Below are 23,056 nucleotides of genomic sequence, written 5' to 3'. Positions count from 1 at the left end.
CTCACCTTGGTGAGATACCTTCTTTTTTAATCTTTCTTCAGTCTTCGTGCAACACCATTCCCTAAAGATTGTAATCCTTGAACGAGGATAATTAAAATAAAGACCGTTGCATACATTACTTCAGGCTCGTAGCGTAAATGTCCGAAGCGGTATGCTAAATCCCCTAATCCGCCAGCCCCTACAAGGCCAGCCATTGCTGTTGCGCCAATTAAGCCAATTGTTGCAATTGTTAATCCAAGTACAAGGGAGGGACGAGCTTCTTTCACCATGACGTGCCAAATGATTTTTATAGTAGAGACTCCCATCGCTTGGTAGGCTTCAATGACACCGCGATCGACTTCTAGTAAAGCTGTCTCCATTAAACGTGCGATATAAGGGGCTGTGAAGACGACAAGCGGTACGATAACACCTTGCACGCCAATGGATGTTCCCATTAGAAACTTTGTAAAAGGCAAGATAAAGAATAATAGAATGATAAATGGAAGAGAGCGAATAACATTAATAACCGTATTAAGAATAGGATAGATGATTTTATTTTCACGCTGCCCACCAGGTCTCGTTAAAACAAGTGTGACGCCAAGTGGCAGTGCAATAAGGATCGAGATGAGTAATGAAATAGATGTCATTTGAAAGGTTTGGATTGTGGCTTCCCATATGACTTTACCCCATTCATCCAAAAAGGACTTGTTTCCCATAATCTGTTCTACCTCCTTCTACGATGATTCCTTGCTCTTGTAAAAATGATAAAGCACGGTGGATTTCATTTTGTTCCCCTTGCATATGAACGACTAGTTTCCCATATGCTTCATGTTTTAACTGCGTAATATTACCGGATAAAATATTCGGATACACTTGGAAACGTTTTGTGGCAACGGCTAAGGCAGGTTCCCCTGAAGTAGTGCCAATAAATGAAAGTGTTACAATTTCTCCAGTACGTTGTAGTTCTTTCTGTACCTCTTCTGGAATTTTCGCTGCAAATGCGCTATTTACAAATTTCTTCGTTGTTACATGTTGTGGGTTTGTGAAAATATCTTTTACAGTTCCACTTTCGACTACAGATCCATGTTCCATAACAGCAACGCGGTCACATATACGCTGGATGACATTCATTTCATGTGTAATGAGTAAAATCGTAATTCCGATTTCTTCGTTAATCTTTAATAGCAAATCAAGGATAGAATCGGTTGTTTCTGGATCTAATGCGCTCGTTGCTTCATCACTTAATAACACTTCAGGTTCATGTGATAGCGCACGAGCAATTGCAACACGCTGTTTTTGACCACCAGAAAGTTCGCTTGGATACGCATCTTTTCGATTAAAAAGATCGACAATGCGTAAATACTTTTCTACTCTTTTTTCAATTTCTGCTTTTGGAATGCCAGCAAGCCGTAACGGTAATGCGATATTTTCATAAACGGTAACAGTTTTAAGTAAATTGAATCCTTGAAAGATCATTCCGATTTTTTGTCTCGCTTTTGCTAGTTCTTTTGTCGATAACGTTGTTAAGTCTTGTTCGTTTACAATGATATTTCCTGTCGTTGGTTTTTCTAATAAATTTACACATCGAATCAATGTACTTTTACCAGCGCCACTATACCCAATGATTCCAAATACCTCGCCTTTTTCTACTTTAAGGGAAGTAGACTTAAGAGCCTCAACATTCCCTTTTTTTGTTGTAAATACTTTGGATATGTTTTGTAATTCAATCATTATCGTCAGCTCCTACCAAGATGGTAAAACTGAACCATCAAATTTTTTCTCGATAAACTCTTTTACTTCTTTAGATTGATAAGCTTTCTTTAATTTATTTACAACGGCATCATCTTTATTTTCAGTACGAACAACAACCCAGTTCACATATGGTGAATCTTTTCCTTCGCGGAAAATAGAATCTTTCGCTGGACTTAATTTTGCACCTAATGCAAAGTTTGTGTTAATTGCAGCTGCTTTCACTTCACTTAGTTGCGTTGGTAATTGAGATGCCTCTAATTCGACAATCTTTAATTTTTTTGGATTTTCAATTACATCTTTTGCAGTCGCTTTTTCTGTAGCCTTTGGATCAACTTTTAAAACCCCTGCTTTTTCAAATAATTTTAAAGCTCGAAGTTCATTTGTTGGGTCATTTGGTACAGCAATTGCGTCGCCCTCTTTTAAATCTTTTACATCTTTTACATCTTTAGAATATACGCCCATAGGGAATGTTACTGTTGAAAATACTTCAGTTAATTTCATATTGCGTTCAGCTTTAAATACATCTAAATAAGATTTCGTTTGGTAGCTATTTACATCAAGGCTTTTTTCATCTAATGATACGTTTGGCGCTACATAATCATTAAATACTTTTATATCAATTTCGAGACCATCTTTTGCTGCAACTTCTTTTACCTTTTCAAAAATTTGTTCATGTGGTCCACCTGTTACACCGACAGTAATCTTTTTCTCGTCTAATGCTTTTACCTCTTTATTTGAACTCACGCTACATGCGCCTAATAACAATACTGCTCCGCTTACAATGCTTAATAATACCTTTTTCATCTATAAATCCCCCTTCATATACGTTCCAAAATAAAAAGCACCTCCCAAAAATAAGAGAGGTGCCGAATAGACGAAATAGATTCCTCTCTTATCTTCCAAAACGAAAAATCGTTTTGCAGGAATTAGCACCTTAGCTTATACGTCATAAGCTCGGTTGCCGGGCATCATCGGGCCAGTCCCTCCGCCACTCTTGATAAGAGTATGTGTATGTAGTTTTGAATATGGTACTAATAGTAAATCGTACAAAAAGAATTGTCAATAATATTTTCAGAATATATTTTATTTTAAGGTAATCGAAACGTTTCCCTTTTTATGTCCTTTTTCTACATATATATGAGCTTCAGCAATTTCTTCTAATCGGTAAGTTTATGAGCTTCAGCAATTTCTTCTAATCGGTAAGTTCTATCAATAACAGGTTTTAGCTTTTCTGTTTCAGCTAGTTGTTTTAGCAGGTTCATATCTTCTTTACTGACCTTTGCCATCATTCCGTTCACAGATACATATTTTCCATTAGGCATTAATGCATCTGTACAAAGAGACTTTTTATATTTTCCAACTGCATCAAATATAATATCGTAGTGCTCGCCCTGCTTAGTAAAATCTTCTTTCATATAATCAATTACGTTGTCTGCCCCTAATGTTGTTACTAAATCGAAATTCGAACTACTACAAATGGCTGTGACAGTCGCCCCGAAGTATTTAGCAAGTTGTATGGCAGCTGTCCCTACTGACCCAGAGGCGCCGTATATAAGTACTCGTTGCCCTTTTTTTATCTGTCCTTTTCTAAGGAAGTGTAATGCTGAAGTTCCGCCAAAAGGAATAACGGCAGCTTCTTCATATGTCACATTGGTAGGTTTTAATGCTATTAATCCACTTTCATGCACGCATGTGTATTCCGCATAACCACCAAGGTTTAGTTCTGTTAATGCAAAAACTTGATCTCCCTTTTTAAATTGTGTTACATCTGTTCCAATGTCTTCGATTTCACCGGATAACTCTACGCCAAGTATAGGTTTTCTCGGTTTTCTGAAACCTAATATGATCCACATAGGAATCCAAAATAAGGGGGGGCTATTAAAGCCACGTATTCTACAATCTCCAGTCGATACACTTGTTGCGTGAATTTTAACTAATACTTCATTTTTTTTAGGTTTAGGCTTTTCTACATTTTGAAGCTGGAGAACATTAGGTGGTCCATACTTTGTGCAAATAATAGCTTTCATAATGACCTCCTGAAATGAGTTGTTATTATTTACAACATATTTAAAGTTTTTCTCAAACATGTTGCTATATAGAAAATAAATTTAAAGAGGAATATTAAGAATTATATGGATTTCATAGGAAAAGAGATGATATTATTTTTGGGGAGGAGGGGATGTTATGAAAAAATTTATTTTAATTTCAAGTTTAGTACTTGCAGTCGGTCTAGGAGTAGGGTGTAGTAATGAGAAAACAAAAAAGACTGATGAACCGAAAAAAGAAGTTGTGCAGAAAGAAAAGGAATTAACAGCGAAGGATGTTTTTAATAAAGCGAATGAAGCTTTTAAAAACGAAGAAAATGTAACGATGACATATGATGTGGGAATAAAGGCTGAAGGAACAGAGATGAATGTAATAAAGGCTAAAATGCAACTAGAGCCGAAGAAAAAAAATTCTCGTTCTGAAATGAATGTTTCTGGTACAGAGGTTGTTGTTTATGATGTGGGTGGCAAAATTGCTGGTCAGTTAAAAAATCCTAATACGGGTGAAATTATGTCTGTACCAGAGGAACAATTAAATGCTAACGGAATGAACGCGACTCAAGGAATGGTAGATAATTTAGAGATTCCATCGGAAATTTTAAATAAAGTGAAGATGGAGAAAAGTGGAGATAATTATAAGCTGAAGTTTGCATTAAAAGGGCAAGAGACAGAGAGTATGCTAGCTAGTATGGATGAAAAGCAGAAACAAATGCTACAAGGCCAAAATGCAAAGATAGAAGAAATAGATGGGGAATATATTATTACAAAAGAATTTAAATATGAATCAGCAAAGATAGATATGGTTATGAGTAGCAATGGTGAGGATAAAGCGCACATTATTACGGATGCAAAGTTTACATCGTATGATAAATTTGATCCAATACAATTGCCAGCAGCAAAGTAATCACTGTCAAGAGAGGTACCTGAAAGAACGGGTATCTCTTTTTGTTGCTAATAAGGAGAGTGTCCTTTGAAAAAAAGAAAGATAGCAGTGGTCATTGTCGCATATACGGTTTTGCTTGCAACGTCTGTACATACGTATAAAAAACAAATTGATCATCCTATTATGAGTGATGTAGGTAAATTGCTTCCGATAAAAATAAAACGTGTTGAAAGTGCTACGGAAGAGCACTCGTTAATAAAATTAGTGCGAGATGCAAAAGTTTCAGGAGAGAAAATTTCCATTGCAGGCATGCAACATAGCCAAGGAGGACAGACATATTATCCGAATGGCACGATGCTCGATATGAAAGGATATAATAAAATATTAGAATTTGATCCAGAGAAGAAGCGGATTACAGTGCAAAGTGGTGTCACCTGGAATGATATTCAGAAGAAAATAAATCCTTATGGCCTTGCGGTACAGGTCATGCAGTCTCAAAATATTTTTACTGTTGGCGGTTCATTAAGTGTAAATGTACACGGGCGTGATATTCGTCATGAGGCACTGATTGATACAGTAGATTCATTTAGATTGTTAATGGCAGATGGCACGGTACGTAATGTAAGTAGAGAAGAAAATGCAGAGTTATTTCCATATGTCATTGGGGGTTACGGTTTATTTGGAGTTATTTTAGATGTGACGCTGAAGTTAACAGATGATGAATTATATGAAATGCACACGAGAATGATAGATTATAAAGAATACGTATCTTATTTCAAAGAGAAAGTGAAAAGAGATGAGAATGTTCGTATGCACTTAGCGCGTATTTCTGTTGCTCCAAATTCATTTTTAAAAGAGATGTATGTGACAGATTATACTTTGGCACAAAATCAAAATATGAGAGAAGAGTACAGTGAATTAAAGGAAGAAAATATTATAGCTGTACCGAAATTTTTACTTGGGTTATCACGTTATAGTGATTGGGGAAAGAATACATTTTGGGATATACAAAGAGGTTATTTTGAACGTACAGATGGAAAGTATGAGACGCGTAATAATGTTATGAGATCAGATAGTGCTTTTATGGAATATGAAAATCCAAATAGGACCGAAGTGTTACAAGAATACTTTGTGCCTATAGATGCTTTCACAGAGTATATAGATGATCTACGTAACGTATTAAATGAAGAAGAGTTTAATTTACTCAACATTACGATTCGTTACGTGGAAAAGAATGAAAATGCAGTTTTGTCCTATGCGAAAGATGATATGTTTGCGCTGGTTCTTTTGATTAACCAGGGACGCTCAGAGAGTGAGATAAAGAAAACAGAGGATGTCATTCGCAAGATGATTGATGTTACTTTAAAGCATAACGGTAGTTACTATTTGCCGTATTATTCTTATCCAACGAAAGAGCAGTTAAAGAGGGCATATCCTCGTATTGAAGAATTTCTCAAGAAAAAGAAGGAAGTAGATTCAGAAGAGAGATTTGTGAATTTATTTTATAGGGAGTATACGAAATGACATATAGAAGATTTGTGGCCTCGCAAAGTATCATCATGATGGCAGGAAGTATGGTATTTCCTTTTTATATATTATTGCTTCGAAACGTTGGAAATAGCTTCTCGCAATTTGGCTGGGCGTATGGCTTATTTGCTTTAACATCAGCACTTGTATATCCACTAGTGGGGAAGGTATCTGATCAAGTAGGTGATAAAAAATTATTAATCATATACGCTTGGTCCATGGCAATCTTAATGCTTTGCTTTCCAATTGCCACGGAAGTTTGGCATGTGTATATTCTTCAAATTGTAATGGGCGTTTTAGGTGCTGTGCAGCGTAATACTGAGAAGACTTCGTTAGCACGAAAGGTTGCGCAGGAAAAGGCTGGTTATGAGATTGGAAAATACCATGTGTGGACATCCATTGGCGGAGCAGTAGCGGTTATTGCCACGGGATATTTAGTAGATTTCTTTACGATTGGTACAATTTTTTATATTGCATCTATTCTATATGTAGTGAGCGGGATTGTATTAAGTAGTAAAAAAATATAAATATTCCTATTTTCACCTTAATACCCTTTATTTGTTATACTAAAAGGGAATACAAAAGAAAAGGGGACAGTGCCTTTGATGAAATTTGTAGTTTTAGCTATTCTTACTTTGTTTTTGATTCCATGGACAAGAAGTAGTAGTAAGCTTCGAGCAGTGGATAAGAAGGGAGATAAGAAGATTGTAAAGGGTAAGAAATCATCTATTTTAGTTATTCCTGTTTTATTTTGGATAGGTATTGCAATCTATGAATACTTTTGGCTAATTGATGATCGAGTAGATTCGATTCTTACTCATTATTCTGTTGCAGTAGCAATTTTAATTGGGCTTGTTTTATTTTCACAAGATCAAATAGGGAAATTAGAAGGTACATTAAAAGGACTTCTAATGTTTATTTTACTCGCAGGTTACGGCTACTTTGGTTATTTGCACGATATAGTAATCTCGCAAAAGAAATATGATTCTGTTGTTAAGGTAGAGAAAGATATTTCAGAGCCATTTACTGAAAATGACCAGCCGTTTACAGTGCCGCCAAAGACAGCGGAGAATAAGATGAAAAAAGTATTTGGTGATATTCCAAAAGTAGCTTATTTTGAGCTAGGAGAATTAACGCCACAAATGGTAAACGGCGAGGCTTTATATGTAGCGCCGATTGAAGTTTCAGGATTTTTTAAAGCGCGTAAAGCTGAGACAATTCCAGGGTACGTAACGATGTCAGGTACGAATCCTGATGCGGAAGCGAAACTGCACCTCGGTTATAAAATGAAATATGTGCCAAGCATGTTTTTTGGTAATAATTTAGAGCGTGTGGTAAGGCAAGCAGAACCAAATTTAATCTTTAAAGGAAAACCTAAATTTGAGGTTGATGATAAAGGAAAACCATATTATACAATGACGTATGGTGAATTTATTTCAGGAAGATCTGGATTTGAGGTAGAAGGTGTTGTCGTAGTAGATGCACAAACAGGTGAAGTGAAAAGATATGATAAAGGAAAGGCACCTAAATTTGTTGATGGTGTATTAAATCATGAGACTGCATCTACGTTAAATACGTACTTTGGTAAATATATTCACGGATTTTGGAATACGAAATTCTCACAAACAGATATGAAAATTCCGACTGAGTGGGGAACGAAAGAAGGCGTGACCCCGATTTTTGGTAAAGATGGAACACTGTATTATTTTACAGACTTTACTTCTCCAAAAGAAGGAGTAGATTCAGCTCTAGGCTATTCATTAGTAGATGCACGCACAGGCAAGCTATATTACTATAATGGAAAAGAAGTAAAGGGGATTATGGATGGTTCAGCAGCTACAGAAGTAGTAGATAATTCCTTTAAGAGAGAGAAATGGCATGGGACAATGCCTGTCATTTATAACGTATACGGTAAACCAGCTTGGATTATTCCGGTTGTTGATGACGGAGGCCTAGTACGTGCGCATACAGTTGTATATGCTGCTAATGCAAAAATATTTGCAACAGGTTCTTCGCAGAAAGAAGCGCTTGAGAATTATAAAAACGTAATGAGCGGTAATGGTGATACATTTAGACCAACCTCAACAGGAAAAGAAGCGCAAAAAGAAGGTATTGTACAACGTGTATATAAAGAAAAATCAGGTGAAAATACAATCGTGTACGTACTTTTAGAGAATGAACAAAAGGTATTTATGATACCAGTGAAGAAATTCCCATATGCTATGTTTACAGAAGTAGGAGACCCAATTCAAATTACATATTTAGATACGGGAGAGACGATGGCCTCAGTATCTAAATTTACGAATAGCAATGTGAAAAAGTAAAGCGATAGAATTTCTATCGCTTTTTTTACATTATGAAAGAGGAAAATGCAATGTACTTGACGTATGTTTATGATGTAACTATAATTGTTACGATTCGGTGTGTATAGGAAAGGGTGAATTGAAAAAGTGAATGAAGTTAATCACGAAATATATAAACCTGTAAAGGCAAACAGGTTATGGATGATTCTTGTATTAGGAACACTTACGGCGATTGGGCCATTATCTATTGATATGTATTTGCCTTCATTACCGAAGTTAACGGATGACTTGCAAACAGGTGCATCCCTTGCGCAACTTACATTGACAGCTTGTTTACTTGGGCTTTCAGTAGGACAATTATTTGTCGGTTCGATTAGTGATATTTACGGAAGGCGCAAACCTCTTATTATTGCACTTATTATTTATGTAGCTTCTTCTTTACTTTGTGCTGTTGCGCCATCTATTTGGACATTAGTGTTATTGCGCTTCCTACAAGGAGCTTCAGGATCAGCCGGAATTGTTATATCACGTGCAATGGTAAGAGATATGTACTCAGGTTCTGAAATGACGAAGTTTTTCTCACTGCTTATGTTAGTAAACGGAGCAGCACCTATTTTGGCACCAATTATTGGAGGGCAATTGTTACAGTTTACAACGTGGCGCGGTGTCTTCATCGTCCTTGGGGCAATTAGCGTATTCATGTTAATCTCAGCTACTTTCGTATTGCGCGAAACATTACCTCCTGAAGAAAGAGAAACGGGTGGTTTGTCAGGGACTTTGGCGACGTACGGGAAATTGTTAAAGGACCGTCTGTTTATGGGATATGCATTGTCACAAGGATTAGTAACAGCGGCAATGTTTGCATACATTTCGGGCTCACCATTTGTGTTGCAGAACATATACGGAGCATCACCACAGCAATTTAGTTTATTTTTTGCGATTAACGGCATCGGTATTATTATTGCTAGTCAGGTAACGGGTCGTTTAGCGGGGAAAGTAAATGAGAAGACATTATTTGTTACGGGTATTATTATCGCAGCTGTTGGTGGTCTATCTTTACTACTGACAATTGTATTAGGAATAGGTTTAATTGGTGTTTTATGTTCGTTATTCCTTGTCGTATCAAGTGTCGGGGTTGTATCAACAACTGGGTTCTCATTAGCGATGAGAAATCAGAAGCAAGCTGCAGGAACAGCATCAGCTTTATTAGGTTTATTACAGTTTATTTCAGGGGCTCTTGTTGCTCCGCTAGTAGGTATCGGTGGAAGTAATACAGCATTACCGATGGGTGTTGTTATTGCGCTTTGTGAAGTAGGAGCAGTGTTATGTTATCTATTTATGGCTAGAAGAAGTGAGAAGCAGTTTGAACTGCAGCAAAAACAAAATCTAGAGGCTTAACAAAAAAGAACTGATTCAAAGGGAATGTTTGGATCAGTTCTTTTTTTCATTTCTTTGAAATACCTCATACAGTTTTGTAAGGTGATGTAGTAAAGCATTGCAAAAGTTATTTGTATAAAGTGACGATACTGTGACAAACATGTTGGTATATATATTACGATGTCGTCTTAAGTGTAAAAAGTAGGATGTTCTCGGTATAATAACAAGTGGAGATAAAAGAAACTATAATGAGTAATAGTTGTAGATAAAAGGAGAAGAAGAGATGAAGAAGGTTTTGGGTATTGCCGTAATGGGAGGAATGCTCCTTCTAGCAGGATGTAATGGAAATAAAGATACGAAAGAACTGAAAGAAAAGGTAGAGCAATCTACAGAACAAACAGAAGAGATGAAAGAATACCGTGCAGTACATGAAAAATACGATTTGAAAATGAATAAAGAAATTAATAAAGCACTGCAGTTATTTGAAGTAGCAAAAGAAAAGGGCGGTAAGGAAATAACGACTGCTACATATAAAGAAGATGTGCAAAAGGTAACAACGAGCATGTTAGAAGATATTGATCATATACGTAAAGAAATTCGTGTGCCGAAGTCGAAAGAGCAAGAACATGAAGTATATATTGGTTTCTTGAATGAATCGGAGCAAGCGATGAAAAAATTACAGAAGTTAGCTAAAGAAGAAGATTCATCGTTGATTCGTGATATAGAAATTAATTTTGCAACAGCATCGACATACTATAAACGTTTTCAAGCAGAAACGAAAAAATAACCTTGCCTGTGCAAGGTTATTTTATTTCTCTTTTGTATTCTTTTTTCGTTCCATCAGAGAAGACAACTTCTAAATCGAATTTTTGATAGTCTTTATCAAGTTTGAACACGTTCACTACTTGATCGATTACTTCTTGGTCAGGAGTGTCTTTATCAAATTTTAATTCTTGTAGAAGTGGGCTTAATTTTGTAATAGCCTCGTCACCTGTAAACTTTGCATTTGTTTTATGATCTTCAAGCTTTGCTTCCATTTTCTTATCAGCCGCTACATTTTTATAATCAGCTTCGTAGTCTTTCTTCGTATCTTCATAGTCTGCATCTAAACTAAATTCATTAAAGTTTAATTTTAAATCTGCAGGAGCCTCATTTTTTGCTTCTTCAGTCGTCTTTTTATTAGAAGTTGTGTCTTCTTTTGCAGGAGCTTTACATCCTGTTAATGCAGGTACTAGCATAAGAGCTAATAAAACTGATAGTAGAATTCTCATTATAAATTCCTCCTTATGTAAATTCGTTCTATACAAGTTTTTCCCAAAAACATGTAATTATGTATGTGTTGAAAATAAATTATTATTCTGCAGTCACAAGGGCTAATCCGCAATTTAAATCAAAAACGATTTGTATGTATATGGTAAATTGAAGTTGTGAGGGAGGGACTAAAATGCATGAAGAATATAAAGAGATAATAAAAAAATCAATTGAATATATAGAGAATCACTTACATGAGGAGCTTACAACAGAAAGAGTGGCATCTCACAGTGCAGTATCGATGTACCATTTTCATCGCATCTTTCAAAGATATGTTGGGATGAGTGTAACGGATTATATTCGAAAGAGAAGGTTAACTCATGCTGCACAAGTTTTAGTGTCAACGGAGAGAGCTGTTATTGATATTGCAGTGCAATACGGTTTTTCCTCACAAGAGGCATTTACGAGAGCTTTTAAAAGAATGTTTCACTTGCCACCAAAGAAATATCGAAAGTACTTCCAGTCATTTTATATAGAAAGAGAGGGTGTTTCAATGCAAAAAGGTATACCAAAAGGATGGATCTTAAGTGGAAGTCATCCTGCTGAATATGAGATGGGTTTAGATTATGAAGTTGTCCATCAAGGAAAAGTATCTGCATACATAAAAGCAAAAGAGAATGTTACGCACGGAGGATTTTCGACATTAATGCAAATGTTCAGAGCGGATAAATATGTAGGGAAGAGATTACGTTTTACAGCATTTGTTAAGAGTGAAAGCGTAAGAGATTGGGCAGGATTGTGGATGCGAGTAGATGGAAAAGATACAGAACCGCTCGCTATGGATAATATGCAAAATCGCCCCATTAAAAATACGAATAACTGGCAATCGTACTCGGTTGTATTAGATATACAAGAAGGAGCGCTTGGTATTGCATTTGGTGTTTTATTATCAGGGGAAGGTTGTGTGTGGCTAGATAGTATTCGATTTGATGAAGTAGATGAAAAAATTCCTTCAACAGATTTGGCAGAGAACTTTTATGAAACACTTTTAGAAGAACCGGTGAATCTACAATTTGAAGAAGTAGAAAAATAAAAACAAGGAGAAAAGATATGTTCAAATATGTAAAACTAATAAGTATTAGTATAGTAATATCGTCTTGTATTATGGGAATTAATTATTTAGTTAGCTATCTTTGGTCAGGGCATATACCTTCTTTGACGTGGAGAACATATTTAATGTTTGTGTTTATATTTATGATGAGTTTTGGTTCAATGCAAAAAGAAGGAAAAGAGGATTATTGAAAATAGTCTTCTTCGCATTTCTTTCATTAACACAAATGTTTCTAACTGTGTTTGGAAACGCAGGTATGATTTTTAATATTATCTCGCTATCACTACAACTTGTAAGTTCGGGTGTAATTGTACCGCATGAAATGCTTTCTAAAACATATCAAACAATGGGTGAAGTATTTCCCGCAACATATGCAGCAAATGGCTATTATACAATAATATTTGGGGGAGTTAGTCTAGAGAAAAATATTATTTCATTATTAGTCATTATATTAGTTACGCAATTGGTAGCGGTAATTACTGTATCTATAAAAGGAATAGTAAAGAGAAGAAGTCATGTAGTTAAAGAAGTATAAAATAAAAAGGTATCCTGTGATTGGATACCTTTTTATTTTATTATTTTGCAACTTCTGTCCACTTGTAGTTAAATTCACCGCCGAAGTCAGTTGTTACAAGCCCTTTAATGAAAGAGCGTTGTAGGTAAGAACGACCTTGTTGGTATAAAGGAGCGACAGCACCGTCTTGTAATAGAATTTTTTCAGCTTGCTTCATTGCTTCAAAGCGTGCTTTTTCATCGCCAGCTAAATCTGTTTTCACTTTATGAATTAGCTCATCGTACTCTTTGTTAGAGTATTTATCGAAGTTATAAGCACTATCTGTTGTAAATAAATCTAAGAATGTAATTGGATCAGCGAAGTCAGGGCCCCACCCGTCAATACCAATTTCATAGTCACCACTTAATAGTAGTTTCAACTGTTGTTTGCGTGGTTGCGGTTTTAAATTCACTGTTAATCCATCTAAGTTTTTTTCTAATTCACCTTTTAAATATTCACCAGTCTTTTTAGCTAAAGCATTATCACTTGTTAATAGTTCGATTGTTACTTTGTCAGTACCAAGTTCTTGTTTTGCTTTTTTCCAATTTTCTTTCGCTGTTTTCACATCATCCTTGACTAGATTTCCATTTTCTTTACGGAAGTCATTGCCTTCTGGGCTCTTTGCAAATTTCGCAGGAACCATTCCTTCAGCTGGAACAGCGCCGTTATTTAAGATTGTTTCTACGTAAGCTTTTTTATTCATTGCGCCGTTAATAGCAAGGCGTGCATGTTGATTTTTTAATGTTTCATTTTTCTGATTTAGTCGTAAAAATTGAATGCCGACTTCAGCGCGTTCCTTGAAGTTTGGATCGCTTTTATATTTATCAACAAACTCTGCAGTTAAAGCAACACGATCAATTTGTCCTGAATCATATAAGTTCACTTCTGTAGACTTATCTTTAACGACATTGAAGTTGATTTCTTCTAATTTTACAGTTTTAGCATCCCAATAGTTAGGGTTTTTCTTCAGTTGGAAGCTTTGTTCATGTTTCCAGTTCTCTAATGTGAAAGCACCGTTGTAAATTAAATGATTTGTTTCTAAACCATATTTATCGCCTTGAGACTTTAAGTACTCTTCATTAATTGGTAAGAATGTTGAGAATGTCGTTAAGCTTAAGAAGTAGGGAACAGGACGGTCTAGTTGTACTTCTAACGTTTTGTCATCAACAGCTTTGACCCCTAGTTGATCAATTGGCAATTGTTTTTGGTTTATTTGTTTCGCATTCTTTATATCGAAGAATAAGAATGCGTATTCAGCTGCTGTATTAGGATTTACAGCACGTTGCCAAGCGAAGGCAAAGTCCTTTGCTGTAACAGGAGTACCGTTTGACCATTTTGAATCACGCAGATGGAATGTATATTTTGTTTTATCGGGACTAATGTCAACCGACTCAGCGACGCCAGGAACCGGTTTATTATCTTCTCCCATTGCATATAACCCTTCAAAAACATTGCGCATTACGTTCATGGATTCCCCATCCGTTGCTTTTGCAACATCCATTGTTGGAATTTCTGAAGCGAATGATAAGTTAATTGCCTGTTTATCAGGTGCTTTATCGTTTGCTTTCGCTCCGCTTGCATTATCTTTATTTCCCCCGCAAGCAGTTAGTAATAGACTTGCCCCTAAAACAGATGCAACAACAGGTACAACTTTTTTCTTCATTGTTCGTTCCTCCCTAAATGTGTTGTTCGTAACGTCATAATGTCCGTGTCTTGAAGTGGCTATAGAAGGAGATAAAACCTATTATAAATATTTGTTTATAGGTAATCATGTGTTCTATATGTATATACATGTTGAACTATAATCTATCGTTATGTGTTTCAACGTAGTAGACATTATATTTTGATGGTGAAATATTTTGTTTATTTGATTATTTAGAATATTATCACTGGAAAGAACTATATGTCAATAGTAAAAATAGATTGTTAATTTCTTAGAATAATATATTAAAAAAGCAGATTCTCATGTGTGAGAGAACCTATTTTTAATATATTTTGCTAAAAAAACAATTGGTGTGGGCTAATAATAAGTGGGGATGAAGAACCCCCCACTTATTAAAGTTTCACTTTATTTTTCAATTTTTGCCCACTTGAAGTTTAATTGACCTGCAAAGTCTACTTGCACAATTCCTTTCACATAAGAACGTTCTAAATAAGATTCGCCTTTTTGGTAAAGAGGAGCGATAACAGAGTCTTTAAATAATATTTTCTCGGATGCTAGTAATGCTTCCCAGCGAGCTTTTTCATCACCAGCTAAAGTTGTTTTCACTTTTGCTATTGTTTCATCGAATTCCTTATTAGAGTAATGATCTAAGTTATAAGGGTTATTCGTTGTAAATAGCTCAAGGAATGTAATTGGATCCGCAAAGTCAGGGCTCCAGCCATCAATTCCGATTTCGTAGTCACCTTTTAATAAAAGCGAAACTTGTTGCTTACGCGGTTGCGGTTTTATATTTACTGTTAATCCATCTAGATTCTTTTCTAGTTGTCCTTTTAAGAATTCACCAGTTTTCTTATCAAGGTCAGCATCACTCGTTAATAATTCTAATGTTATCTTTTCCGAACCAAGCTCTTGTTTAGCTTTTTTCCATAACTCTTGTGCAGATTTTGTATCAACTTTTGTTAAATCGCCGTTTGCAGTACGGAAGTCTTTTCCTTCAGGTCCTTTTGCAAAGTTTTTTGGAACGAGGCCAAATGTTGGTGTAGATCCATCATTTAATAACGTATTTACAAAGGATTTTCTATCAATTGTTTGATCAATTGCTTGGCGTGCAGAAACGTTTTGAAGCACTTTGTTTTGTTGATTCATACGTAAAAATTGTACGCCTACGTTTGGACGTTCTTTAAAGTTAGCATCCTTTTTATATTTATCGACGAAGTCAGATGTTAGTTTTATACGATCTAATTGTTTTGACTCGAATAAATTTACTTCTGTTGATTTTTCTTTTACGACGTTAAAATTGATTTCTTCTAGTTTGACAGTATCTTTATCCCAATAGGTAGGGTTTTTCTTGAATTTAAAGCTTTGTTCGTGCTTCCAATCGCTTAGTGTAAAAGCTCCGTTGTACAAGATTGTATTATCTTCTAAAGCGTACTTATCACCTTGTGCTTTAAAGAATTCCTCGTTAATTGGTAGAAATGTTGGGAACGCTGTTAAGCTAATAAAATACGGAACAGGACGCTCCAATTCTACCTCAAACGTATGGTCATCAACTGCTTTTACACCAAGTTGGTCGGCTGGAAGTTCTTTGTTGTTAATTTTTGTTGCGTTTTTAATATCAAAGAATAGAAATGCATATTCAGAGGCTGTTGCTGGATCTACGGCTCTTTGCCAAGCGAACACAAAATCTTTAGCTGTAACAGGAGTGCCGTTTGACCATTTTGAATCTCGCAAATGGAATGTGTATTTCGTTTTATCGCCACTTACTTCATGAGATTTTGCAACACCAGGAACAGGTTTGTTACCTTCACCAAGATTATACAAACCTTCAAATACGTTTCTCATTACTTGACCAGAATCAGTATCTGTAGCACGAGCCGTATCCATTGTTCGTATTTCAGTAGGTGAAGATAAGTTTAAAACCTGTTTACTAGGTGCCTCGTCTTTTGCATTTGCTCCGCTTGCTTCGTTTTTATAACTACCGCAACCAGTTAATAAAATACTTACTCCTACAACTGATGCAATACCGGGTACAAACTTCTTTTTCATTTGATTTTCCTCCTAAATAATTAAGTTTGGATGATGATGAGGGAAATGAAAAATAAAAAATCCCTCTTTTCATATTGAGAAAGAGGGATTTTTACGTACAAGTTATGCACCCGTATATAAACGAAGTCCCTCATTCTATCTTTCAAGCATAAAGCTTGCAGGAAGTGGCACAGTATTCAAAATGAACCTGTTGCCGAGGTTTCAAAGGGCCAGTCCCTCCACCTCTCTTGATACAATGAGTAAACGAATAAATTTTATTAATTTTTGTGTTTCTTTGATAATTCAAAATCTTACACCTTGAATAATGAAGTGTCAACTGAATGGAATATAGTTTAAATTTTCAGTTTTCTTAAATAAAAAGACCACTGCATATGGCAGTGGTTTTTCTACTAGAAGTTAAAGTTATCTGGATCTGGACCAACGCGACGATCTTCATTTAAAGCTTGAATTGCTTTCATATCATCAGCACTTAATTCAAAGTCGAAGATGTTTGCATTTTCAATAATGCGATGTTCTTTAATTGATTTAGGAATTGTTACAACTTTGTTTTGTAAATCCCAGCGTAAAATAATTTGCGCAGTTGATTTATTATATTTTGTCGCAATTTCTTGTAACGTTGGATTATCTAGTAGTTGTCCTTGCATTAATGGTGACCAAGCTTCAAGCTGGATATTATGTTCTTTACAGAATGCATGTAACTCTTCTTGTGCTAAACGTGGGTGGTATTCCACTTGGTTGACCATTGGCTTAATTTCAGCAATTTCAAATACGTCTTGTAAGTGGTGAATGTGGAAATTACTCACACCGATAGCGCGAACACGACCATCTTTATAAAGTTTTTCTAATGCTTTCCATGATTCAGTATATTTCCCTTTTACAGGCCAATGTACTAAATATAAATCTAAATATTCTAGACCTAATTTCTCTAATGTAGTTTCAAATGCTTGAAGTGTTGTTTCATATCCTTGATCGCTATTCCATACTTTTGAGGTAATAAATAATTCTTCACGTGAAACACCGGATTCACGAATCGCTTGTCCAACGCCTTCTTCATTTTGATAGATTGCTGCAGTATCGATGCTGCGGTAGCCATTTTTAATTGCTGCTTTTACAGAATCAATTACTTCTGAACCATCTTCTACTTTAAAAACACCTAAACCAAACCAAGGCATTTTTACACCGTTATGTAATGTTGTATAGTCTTTTAAACTTGTTAAAATCATATTATTTCCCCCTAGCTTTTTTGTTTGTTGCTTCTACTGCTTTTTGAATTGCCTCTGAAAAATTATACTCGTATAAAGTTTTGAGACCCTCAGCTGTGGAACCACCTGGCGTTGTTACTTGTTCGCGGAGGTTAGCTGGATTTTGCGTTTGTTCGAGCATAGAAGCAGAGCCAGAAATCATTTGAATGACAAGATGTTTTGCGGTTTCTTCATCGACTCCATAACTTTTTGTTGCTTCAATTAAGCTTTCAGCAAAGTAATAAAGGAAGGCTGGTGCACTTCCAGTAACTGCAGTAAGCTGATGAACTTCTTCCTCAGTACAAAGTTGCGAAGTACCAATACCTTTTAAAAGTAGTTGCAGGGTTTCTTGATGTATCTCGTTTACTGATTGTCCCATTGTATATAAGGAGATAGACTTTCCAATTTCAGCAGCTGTATTAGGCATAATCCAAGCAACAGGCGTGCCTTTTGGGAGTCTAGCTTCTAAATAAGATGGTCCAATGCCAGCTGCTACTGTTACGACTAGTTGATTTGATAGTAACGGAGATAGCTCAGCTAATAACTCTTCATGAGCAGAAGGTGGCATTGCTAAAACAACCGTATCAACAGATGTAACATGCTGCTTCCAATCTGTTGTAGTAGACACATCATATCGCCCTTGTAATTGCTTTAGCTTTTCTACGTTGCTTCGGTTAGAAACGATAATTTCTTCGATGTATTCTTTGCTTGTTTTAAGTAATCCGGAAAATATAGCTTCTGCCATACGACCAGCACCAATAAATAAAATTCGATGTTTAGTTAGCATATCCTTTATTCCTTTCTAGTAGAGATATGTTATAAAAACGATATCATCTTTAAGAGAATTTTGTAAAAAGAAAAGACTTACCGTAGATGGAATGGATAATGAGAAGGCGGAAATTCATGGTAAAGGAAGGAGCTATTCCTTATATTGGTTTATACATCATGCTAATATTAACTGTTATTAATCTCTTTATATGTGTAGCTGGTTTGCTAGAGTGGAAGAGCAATTATAAGGGACAAGAACATAAAAATAACTATATCTAGAAAATAATTAGAATTGAAAAACCCCTGAAGCATATATGCTTCAGGGGTTTACTAATAGAATATAAGATTATGCTTTTGTCATACCAAGTAATACAGCGCCGCCGATAATTAAAACACTACCTAGTGCAATAAAGATCAATTGACGTTTTGTTTTCTTTTCACCTAAGAATACAATCGCACCGAATGTTGAGATAACGATTCCAGTTTGAGATAATGGGAAGCTTGTTGCTACTCCAACACGTGGTAATGAAAGAAGTAAGAATAAGTTTCCAGTTCCCCATAGTAAACCAGACAAAGCATTACGGATTGCATATTTGTTAAATGGTTTATGTTTAGACGTCAGTACAACCGCACCAACAAACATACCAACTGCTTGTGGTAAGATAGCAGACCAACCATCAATATTATACCAACGAATAATTATTACATATACAAGATAGCCGAAAGTAGAAACAATTAAAGTAAGAAGTCCTTTTTTCAATTGTCCAGGTGGCTGAGCATTTTCTTTATCATCTAATGATGTGAATACAACACCAACTACGATTAATAGGATTGCAATCGTTCCCAGAATGATTGTTGTCGTAGTAGTCCACTCACGGAAAGCGATAACCCCAAAGATAGAAGTTGCAACAAGTTGCATACCAGTAGAAATCGTTACAGTAGTTGAAACACCTAGTTTTTCAACTGTTTTTAATTGGTTTACTTGTCCTAAAGCCCAGAATAAACCTGAGATAAAACCAACAATTAAGATTGTCATTGTTAAAGCTGGTTGAGTAAATACATACATAATTGTTGCGAAGAATAGAGCACCGATTGTCATACCTACCGTTTGGCTATATGCACCACCGCCCATTTTTACGCTTACTAATAAGATGTTTCCCCATGCAATTGCAGGAAGAAGCGCTAATAAAATGTCCATTACAAGACTCCCTTCGGTTTGCTATACCAATATAGTTACATATCGTTCTAACGATCGGTAATGCACCACTAATAGAGTAGAAGATTACCGATCGCTAAAACAGGATGAAGAATTCACGATATAAATGCGTTTTCATTTCTTCATTTTTTGAAACACCTCCATATAATAACAGGAAATTGCCTATTTTAGAAAGTGAATTCAAATAAAATGTCTATTTTAATAAGAGGTAAAATTCAGTTATTTCCCATTGGTATATTTTATTTCCTAAGAAATAAAGAAGCAGCTTTGACAAAAGCTGCTTTAAGAGTTAGTGATTCTTTTATTAATAAGTTGAATACATAGTAGAAATACGAGTGACATACCGATAGTAATAACTACAAGTGTCCAGGCGAGTTGCATATTACTTGCATCAATAGCCATGTAAATTGCAGTTGGGATTGTCTGTGTTTTACCAGGAATGTTCCCGGCAAACATAAGTGTAGCACCAAACTCTCCGAGTGCGCGGACAAAGCTCAAAATCATCCCGCTTAGTAATGCGGGAAATGCGAGTGGAAGTGTAACGTGTAGAAAAACTTGATATTCACTTGCGCCAAGGTCACGAGCACTTTCTTCAATTTGTACATTTGCGATAGAAAACCCTGTTTTCGCTGATTGGTACATAAGCGGAAATGCAACAACTGTAGAAGCGATGATCGCAGCAGTAGATGTGAACATAATAGACTGCTGAAATAATGATTCAATCCACTTTCCGATCGGGCTGTTGTTTCCAAAGATGATAATGAGAAAGAAGCCGATAACAGTTGGTGGAAGTACCATTGGTAATAAAAATATGGTTTCTAATAGTACTTTATATCGACATGAGGAGCGAGCTAGTGCTCGCCCGACAATTGTCCCTAAAATTGTAACGAGAATAGTGGCACACGCAGCTACTCTTAAAGATAGAAAGACAGGCGATAAAATAGCATCAATGCTCATAGTAATTACGACAGGACTGTAAATCCATATTTCTTAAAGATAGATTGTGCATCTTTTGACTGCAAATACTCATAAAATGAGGTCGCCTCTTTCTTATGTTTAGATTCCTTTATAACACCTAAAGGATAGTGGATTGGCTCATGAGAAGTAGCTGCTGCTGTCTCACCAATCTTTACTTTATCCGAAATGAGAGCATCTGTTTTGTATACGATACCAGCATCGACATTCCCTGTTTCTACATATGTTAACACTTGGCGAACATCTTTTGTAAATACGACTTTATTTTGAACATCATTCCAAAGGTTTTCGTGTGTTAGAGAAGCCTTTGCATATTTGCCAGCAGGTACAGATTCAGGTGTACCAAGTGCAATTTTTTTGATTTTCTCATCTTTTAAATCTTGAAATTTTGTAAGAGAACTATCTTTAGGGATGACTAGAACTAGTTCATTTCCAAGAAGATTTTTCCCTTCTTTTTCATTAATGAATCCTTTTTTTACAAGGGTTTGGAATTTATCTTCTGCTGCTGAGAAGAATAAATCAGCAGGTGCACCTTGTTCAATTTGTTGTTGAAGTGCTCCAGAAGCACCGAAGTTAAAAGAAAGTTTGATATTTGGCTCTTTTTCTTTATATTGTTTTTCGATTTCTTTTAATGCATCTTGTAAGCTTGCAGCAGCTGAGATAGTCAGTTCAACTGTTTTATCCTCTTTAGCAGCTGAATTTGTATGCTTTTCCCCACTTGTACAAGCAGCGCTAAATATAAGAAGGAAAGAAAGTATAAGTGCCCCGATGGAACGTAATATAAATTTATTCATAAAAAAATACCCTTTCATTTTGATACATCTAATTATAACTAAATATAACTAAATATAACTAGTTATAATTGAATATAATTTGAACATATATCTATTTTTTAAAAATAGGAGAAATATTCTTTTCTTTGTTACAATGAAAGGAGAAAGTGAGGAATCGTCTATGGATCATCATTCCTACACAACGGAAGAAGTAGCAAAGCGATTAAAAGTATCGAAATTAACTGTATACGACTTAATTAAAAAAGGAGAACTTCCTTCTTATAGAGTTGGTAGACAGATGCGCATTGATGCAGCAGATTTAGATCAATATATAAAGCAAATGAAAACAGGAAAGGTACAAGTTAATCCTGTAAAAAACGATGGTAGTAGTAACTTGAACACGTGTATTATTAGTGGTCAAGAACTAACGTTAGATATGTTAGCTAAACGTATAGAAAATCGTTTGCCAAGTTCTAATGTTTTAAGAGCGTATCAAGGTAGCTTAACAAGTTTGGTGAAAATGTATCAAGGAGAAGGAAGTATCGTTAGTTTGCATTTGTTTGATGGTGAAACGGGTACATATAATATTCCTTACGTAAAACGCATTTTAATAGGACAGCCATGTATTATGATTAATTTATTGTCCAGAAATGTGGGATTTTATGTCCGAAAAGGAAATCCGAAGAGAATAAAGACATGGGCTGACATATCCGGGTCCACTATAAAGTTTGTGAATCGAGAAAAGGGTTCTGGTATTAGAGTGTTAGTGGATGAACAATTACGAATCCAAAAATTAAATAAAGCTGATATTAGTGGATATGAATGGGAAGAATCGAATCATCTTGGTGTTGCCACGCAAGTTGCAAATGGAAAAGCTGATGTAGGAGTAGGTTCAGAAAAGTTTTCGCAAATTGTAAATGTGGACTTTATTCCGATCATGAAAGAACAGTATGATTTAGTAATTTTGAAGAATAAAGAAAATGAAGAGCTGATTGAAGTTGTGAAAGACATTCTGCAATCGGAAGAATTTCATAATGAATTAAATGCGATTGGAGGATATGATATTACGAAAACGGGTCAAATTATATATGAAATAAAGTGAAACTTTAATCAGTGGGGGGGTTCTTCATCACCCACTGATTATTAGCCCTCACCAATCGGACTTTAATGGGCAGCCTGATCCCCACCTAACTTCTTTGCTTTCGCTGAATTTCGAGGTGGGGGTCTTACTGCCCATTAAAGCGGGACAAACTAAAAAGCTGCTTGTCTATAAGACGAGCAGCTTTTTCTATATATAAAGGGGTTTGGGGAAACAAAGTGTTAAACAAGACCTTGAGCAAGTGTATAAATGAAAGCCGTAAGAAGAGTAGCTCCACTTGCAAGTCCGATAAAGTCTGATTTGTTGAAAGTAATGTTGTTCATTATAATCTCTCCTTATTTGTTTAATGTAGTTGCAACAGCTTTTGCATCGACAAGTGCGGATAGCACCATGCCCATTGTATTTAAAAATTTATTTGATTTCATATTGTTCATCATGCGTATCCGCTCCTTTTCGAATTGTTGTTGCCCTGCTTATGTCTTAATTATAGGGAA

The 23,056-nt window shown here is 35.6% G+C and carries 23 protein-coding genes, 1 pseudogene and 2 riboswitches; of the genes and pseudogenes, 11 read left to right on the top strand and 13 right to left on the bottom strand.

Going from position 1 to position 23,056, the window contains the following annotated elements; genetic code table 11:
* Positions 1 to 26: 26 nt before the first annotated feature.
* The 4 genes and pseudogenes from MR143_RS27680 to MR143_RS27665 all read right to left on the bottom strand — a co-directional run bounded on the left by MR143_RS27680 (position 27) and on the right by MR143_RS27665 (position 3,758).
* Positions 27 to 695, bottom strand: a complete 669-nt coding sequence (locus tag MR143_RS27680) for a methionine ABC transporter permease (protein WP_000527154.1) — start codon at positions 693 to 695, stop codon at positions 27 to 29.
* On the bottom strand, positions 670 to 1,710 hold the full coding sequence (locus tag MR143_RS27675; RefSeq protein ID WP_000571620.1) for a methionine ABC transporter ATP-binding protein: 1,041 nt from the start codon (positions 1,708 to 1,710) through the stop codon (positions 670 to 672). Before MR143_RS27675 ends, MR143_RS27680 begins: the two co-directional genes overlap by 26 nt.
* A 12-nt stretch (positions 1,711 to 1,722) precedes the next feature.
* Positions 1,723 to 2,535 (bottom strand): MetQ/NlpA family ABC transporter substrate-binding protein, encoded by an 813-nt coding sequence (locus MR143_RS27670; RefSeq protein ID WP_000756998.1) that lies wholly within the window; start codon positions 2,533 to 2,535, stop codon positions 1,723 to 1,725.
* An 85-nt stretch (positions 2,536 to 2,620) separates the two neighbouring features.
* A riboswitch (SAM riboswitch) is annotated at positions 2,621 to 2,735 on the bottom strand.
* 79 nt (positions 2,736 to 2,814) lie between these two features.
* Positions 2,815 to 3,758: pseudogene (locus tag MR143_RS27665) on the bottom strand (NAD(P)-dependent alcohol dehydrogenase).
* Positions 3,759 to 3,915: 157 nt separating this feature from the next.
* Between MR143_RS27665 and MR143_RS27660 the strand changes: the two are divergent.
* From MR143_RS27660 to MR143_RS27635, 6 genes are all read left to right on the top strand, one after another.
* Positions 3,916 to 4,680: a DUF6612 family protein gene (locus tag MR143_RS27660; RefSeq protein ID WP_000713525.1), complete on the top strand. Its 765-nt coding sequence runs from the start codon at positions 3,916 to 3,918 to the stop codon at positions 4,678 to 4,680.
* Between the two features lie 66 nt (positions 4,681 to 4,746).
* The gene (locus MR143_RS27655) at positions 4,747 to 6,183 is read left to right on the top strand and encodes an FAD-binding protein (RefSeq protein WP_199718112.1); all 1,437 of its coding nucleotides are present in this window, start codon (positions 4,747 to 4,749) and stop codon (positions 6,181 to 6,183) included.
* Complete coding sequence (locus MR143_RS27650) at positions 6,180 to 6,713, top strand: MFS transporter (protein ID WP_000222367.1); 534 nt, start codon at positions 6,180 to 6,182, stop codon at positions 6,711 to 6,713. Before MR143_RS27655 ends, MR143_RS27650 begins: the two co-directional genes overlap by 4 nt.
* Before the next feature lie 78 nt (positions 6,714 to 6,791).
* Positions 6,792 to 8,510, top strand: a complete 1,719-nt coding sequence (locus tag MR143_RS27645) for a DUF3981 domain-containing protein (RefSeq protein WP_000674037.1) — start codon at positions 6,792 to 6,794, stop codon at positions 8,508 to 8,510.
* A 117-nt stretch (positions 8,511 to 8,627) separates the two neighbouring features.
* On the top strand, positions 8,628 to 9,887 hold the full coding sequence (locus MR143_RS27640) for a multidrug effflux MFS transporter (RefSeq protein ID WP_225989153.1): 1,260 nt from the start codon (positions 8,628 to 8,630) through the stop codon (positions 9,885 to 9,887).
* Between the two features lie 262 nt (positions 9,888 to 10,149).
* A complete protein-coding gene (locus MR143_RS27635; RefSeq protein ID WP_000756511.1) occupies positions 10,150 to 10,653 on the top strand; it encodes a hypothetical protein in 504 nt (167 codons plus the stop codon).
* A gap of 16 nt (positions 10,654 to 10,669) precedes the next feature.
* Here the strand turns inward: MR143_RS27635 and MR143_RS27630 are convergent, their stop codons facing one another.
* Positions 10,670 to 11,137, bottom strand: coding sequence for a YusW family protein (locus MR143_RS27630; RefSeq protein WP_001221554.1), 468 nt, complete (start codon positions 11,135 to 11,137; stop codon positions 10,670 to 10,672).
* Between the two features lie 173 nt (positions 11,138 to 11,310).
* Here MR143_RS27630 and MR143_RS27625 point away from each other — a divergent pair, with 173 nt between their 5' ends.
* From MR143_RS27625 to MR143_RS27615, 3 genes are read left to right on the top strand one after another with little or no spacing between them, the layout of a single operon-like run.
* Positions 11,311 to 12,210, top strand: a complete 900-nt coding sequence (locus MR143_RS27625; RefSeq protein ID WP_000544201.1) for a helix-turn-helix transcriptional regulator — start codon at positions 11,311 to 11,313, stop codon at positions 12,208 to 12,210.
* 17 nt (positions 12,211 to 12,227) lie between these two features.
* Entirely contained in the window at positions 12,228 to 12,419 is a 192-nt protein-coding gene (locus MR143_RS27620; protein WP_000477648.1) for a hypothetical protein, read from the top strand.
* On the top strand, positions 12,416 to 12,763 hold the full coding sequence (locus tag MR143_RS27615) for an ABC-2 transporter permease (protein WP_000706214.1): 348 nt from the start codon (positions 12,416 to 12,418) through the stop codon (positions 12,761 to 12,763). The genes MR143_RS27620 and MR143_RS27615 overlap by 4 nt, the downstream gene beginning before the upstream one ends.
* A 40-nt stretch (positions 12,764 to 12,803) precedes the next feature.
* Here the strand turns inward: MR143_RS27615 and MR143_RS27610 are convergent, their stop codons facing one another.
* The 4 genes from MR143_RS27610 to proC all read right to left on the bottom strand — a co-directional run bounded on the left by MR143_RS27610 (position 12,804) and on the right by proC (position 18,518).
* Positions 12,804 to 14,444, bottom strand: a complete 1,641-nt coding sequence (locus tag MR143_RS27610; protein ID WP_000731089.1) for a peptide ABC transporter substrate-binding protein — start codon at positions 14,442 to 14,444, stop codon at positions 12,804 to 12,806.
* A 405-nt stretch (positions 14,445 to 14,849) separates the two neighbouring features.
* Positions 14,850 to 16,490 (bottom strand): peptide ABC transporter substrate-binding protein, encoded by a 1,641-nt coding sequence (locus tag MR143_RS27605; RefSeq protein ID WP_000726474.1) that lies wholly within the window; start codon positions 16,488 to 16,490, stop codon positions 14,850 to 14,852.
* A gap of 132 nt (positions 16,491 to 16,622) precedes the next feature.
* A riboswitch (SAM riboswitch) is annotated at positions 16,623 to 16,727 on the bottom strand.
* Between the two features lie 152 nt (positions 16,728 to 16,879).
* Complete coding sequence (locus tag MR143_RS27600; protein ID WP_000604198.1) at positions 16,880 to 17,713, bottom strand: aldo/keto reductase; 834 nt, start codon at positions 17,711 to 17,713, stop codon at positions 16,880 to 16,882.
* A 1-nt stretch (position 17,714) separates the two neighbouring features.
* Complete coding sequence (proC, locus tag MR143_RS27595) at positions 17,715 to 18,518, bottom strand: pyrroline-5-carboxylate reductase (protein WP_000956275.1); 804 nt, start codon at positions 18,516 to 18,518, stop codon at positions 17,715 to 17,717.
* A gap of 116 nt (positions 18,519 to 18,634) precedes the next feature.
* Here proC and MR143_RS27590 point away from each other — a divergent pair, with 116 nt between their 5' ends.
* Entirely contained in the window at positions 18,635 to 18,778 is a 144-nt protein-coding gene (locus MR143_RS27590; RefSeq protein ID WP_000237841.1) for a hypothetical protein, read from the top strand.
* A gap of 67 nt (positions 18,779 to 18,845) precedes the next feature.
* Here the strand turns inward: MR143_RS27590 and MR143_RS27585 are convergent, their stop codons facing one another.
* From MR143_RS27585 to modA, 3 genes are all read right to left on the bottom strand, one after another.
* Positions 18,846 to 19,697: a GRP family sugar transporter gene (locus MR143_RS27585; protein WP_000353544.1), complete on the bottom strand. Its 852-nt coding sequence runs from the start codon at positions 19,695 to 19,697 to the stop codon at positions 18,846 to 18,848.
* Positions 19,698 to 19,997: 300 nt separating this feature from the next.
* Positions 19,998 to 20,672, bottom strand: coding sequence for a molybdate ABC transporter permease subunit (gene modB / locus MR143_RS27580; protein WP_000020521.1), 675 nt, complete (start codon positions 20,670 to 20,672; stop codon positions 19,998 to 20,000).
* 5 nt (positions 20,673 to 20,677) lie between these two features.
* Positions 20,678 to 21,484, bottom strand: a complete 807-nt coding sequence (modA, locus tag MR143_RS27575; RefSeq protein WP_001031844.1) for a molybdate ABC transporter substrate-binding protein — start codon at positions 21,482 to 21,484, stop codon at positions 20,678 to 20,680.
* Between the two features lie 160 nt (positions 21,485 to 21,644).
* On the opposite strand from modA, the gene MR143_RS27570 reads away from it, so the two are divergent.
* Positions 21,645 to 22,565: a substrate-binding domain-containing protein gene (locus MR143_RS27570; RefSeq protein WP_002163819.1), complete on the top strand. Its 921-nt coding sequence runs from the start codon at positions 21,645 to 21,647 to the stop codon at positions 22,563 to 22,565.
* Positions 22,566 to 22,783: 218 nt separating this feature from the next.
* On the opposite strand, the gene MR143_RS27565 is transcribed toward MR143_RS27570, so the two are convergent.
* Positions 22,784 to 22,885, bottom strand: coding sequence for a DUF3948 family protein (locus MR143_RS27565; RefSeq protein WP_001060018.1), 102 nt, complete (start codon positions 22,883 to 22,885; stop codon positions 22,784 to 22,786).
* Between the last annotated feature and the right edge of the window lie 171 nt (positions 22,886 to 23,056).

It is taken from the genome of Bacillus cereus group sp. BfR-BA-01347 (assembly GCF_022663835.1).
In the GTDB taxonomy this organism is placed as follows: domain Bacteria; phylum Bacillota; class Bacilli; order Bacillales; family Bacillaceae_G; genus Bacillus_A; species Bacillus_A thuringiensis_K.
This window is presented reverse-complemented; position numbering and strand designations above follow the sequence as displayed.

Excerpts from the sequence above, each read along its gene's own strand:
- modB (WP_000020521.1), bottom strand. The coding sequence starts at position 20,672 with ATGAGCATTGATGCTATTTTATCGCCTGTCTTTCTATCTTTAAGAGTA.
- MR143_RS27585 (WP_000353544.1), bottom strand. The coding sequence starts at position 19,697 with ATGGACATTTTATTAGCGCTTCTTCCTGCAATTGCATGGGGAAACATC.
- MR143_RS27630 (WP_001221554.1), bottom strand. The coding sequence starts at position 11,137 with ATGAGAATTCTACTATCAGTTTTATTAGCTCTTATGCTAGTACCTGCA.
- MR143_RS27645 (WP_000674037.1), top strand. The coding sequence starts at position 6,792 with ATGAAATTTGTAGTTTTAGCTATTCTTACTTTGTTTTTGATTCCATGG.
- MR143_RS27600 (WP_000604198.1), bottom strand. The coding sequence starts at position 17,713 with ATGATTTTAACAAGTTTAAAAGACTATACAACATTACATAACGGTGTA.
- MR143_RS27620 (WP_000477648.1), top strand. The coding sequence starts at position 12,228 with ATGTTCAAATATGTAAAACTAATAAGTATTAGTATAGTAATATCGTCT.
- MR143_RS27675 (WP_000571620.1), bottom strand. The coding sequence starts at position 1,710 with ATGATTGAATTACAAAACATATCCAAAGTATTTACAACAAAAAAAGGG.
- MR143_RS27635 (WP_000756511.1), top strand. The coding sequence starts at position 10,150 with ATGAAGAAGGTTTTGGGTATTGCCGTAATGGGAGGAATGCTCCTTCTA.
- MR143_RS27670 (WP_000756998.1), bottom strand. The coding sequence starts at position 2,535 with ATGAAAAAGGTATTATTAAGCATTGTAAGCGGAGCAGTATTGTTATTA.
- modA (WP_001031844.1), bottom strand. The coding sequence starts at position 21,484 with ATGAATAAATTTATATTACGTTCCATCGGGGCACTTATACTTTCTTTC.
- MR143_RS27650 (WP_000222367.1), top strand. The coding sequence starts at position 6,180 with ATGACATATAGAAGATTTGTGGCCTCGCAAAGTATCATCATGATGGCA.
- MR143_RS27610 (WP_000731089.1), bottom strand. The coding sequence starts at position 14,444 with ATGAAGAAAAAAGTTGTACCTGTTGTTGCATCTGTTTTAGGGGCAAGT.
- MR143_RS27565 (WP_001060018.1), bottom strand. The coding sequence starts at position 22,885 with ATGAACAACATTACTTTCAACAAATCAGACTTTATCGGACTTGCAAGT.
- proC (WP_000956275.1), bottom strand. The coding sequence starts at position 18,518 with ATGCTAACTAAACATCGAATTTTATTTATTGGTGCTGGTCGTATGGCA.
- MR143_RS27625 (WP_000544201.1), top strand. The coding sequence starts at position 11,311 with ATGCATGAAGAATATAAAGAGATAATAAAAAAATCAATTGAATATATA.
- MR143_RS27660 (WP_000713525.1), top strand. The coding sequence starts at position 3,916 with ATGAAAAAATTTATTTTAATTTCAAGTTTAGTACTTGCAGTCGGTCTA.
- MR143_RS27590 (WP_000237841.1), top strand. The coding sequence starts at position 18,635 with ATGGTAAAGGAAGGAGCTATTCCTTATATTGGTTTATACATCATGCTA.
- MR143_RS27605 (WP_000726474.1), bottom strand. The coding sequence starts at position 16,490 with ATGAAAAAGAAGTTTGTACCCGGTATTGCATCAGTTGTAGGAGTAAGT.
- MR143_RS27570 (WP_002163819.1), top strand. The coding sequence starts at position 21,645 with ATGGATCATCATTCCTACACAACGGAAGAAGTAGCAAAGCGATTAAAA.
- MR143_RS27680 (WP_000527154.1), bottom strand. The coding sequence starts at position 695 with ATGGGAAACAAGTCCTTTTTGGATGAATGGGGTAAAGTCATATGGGAA.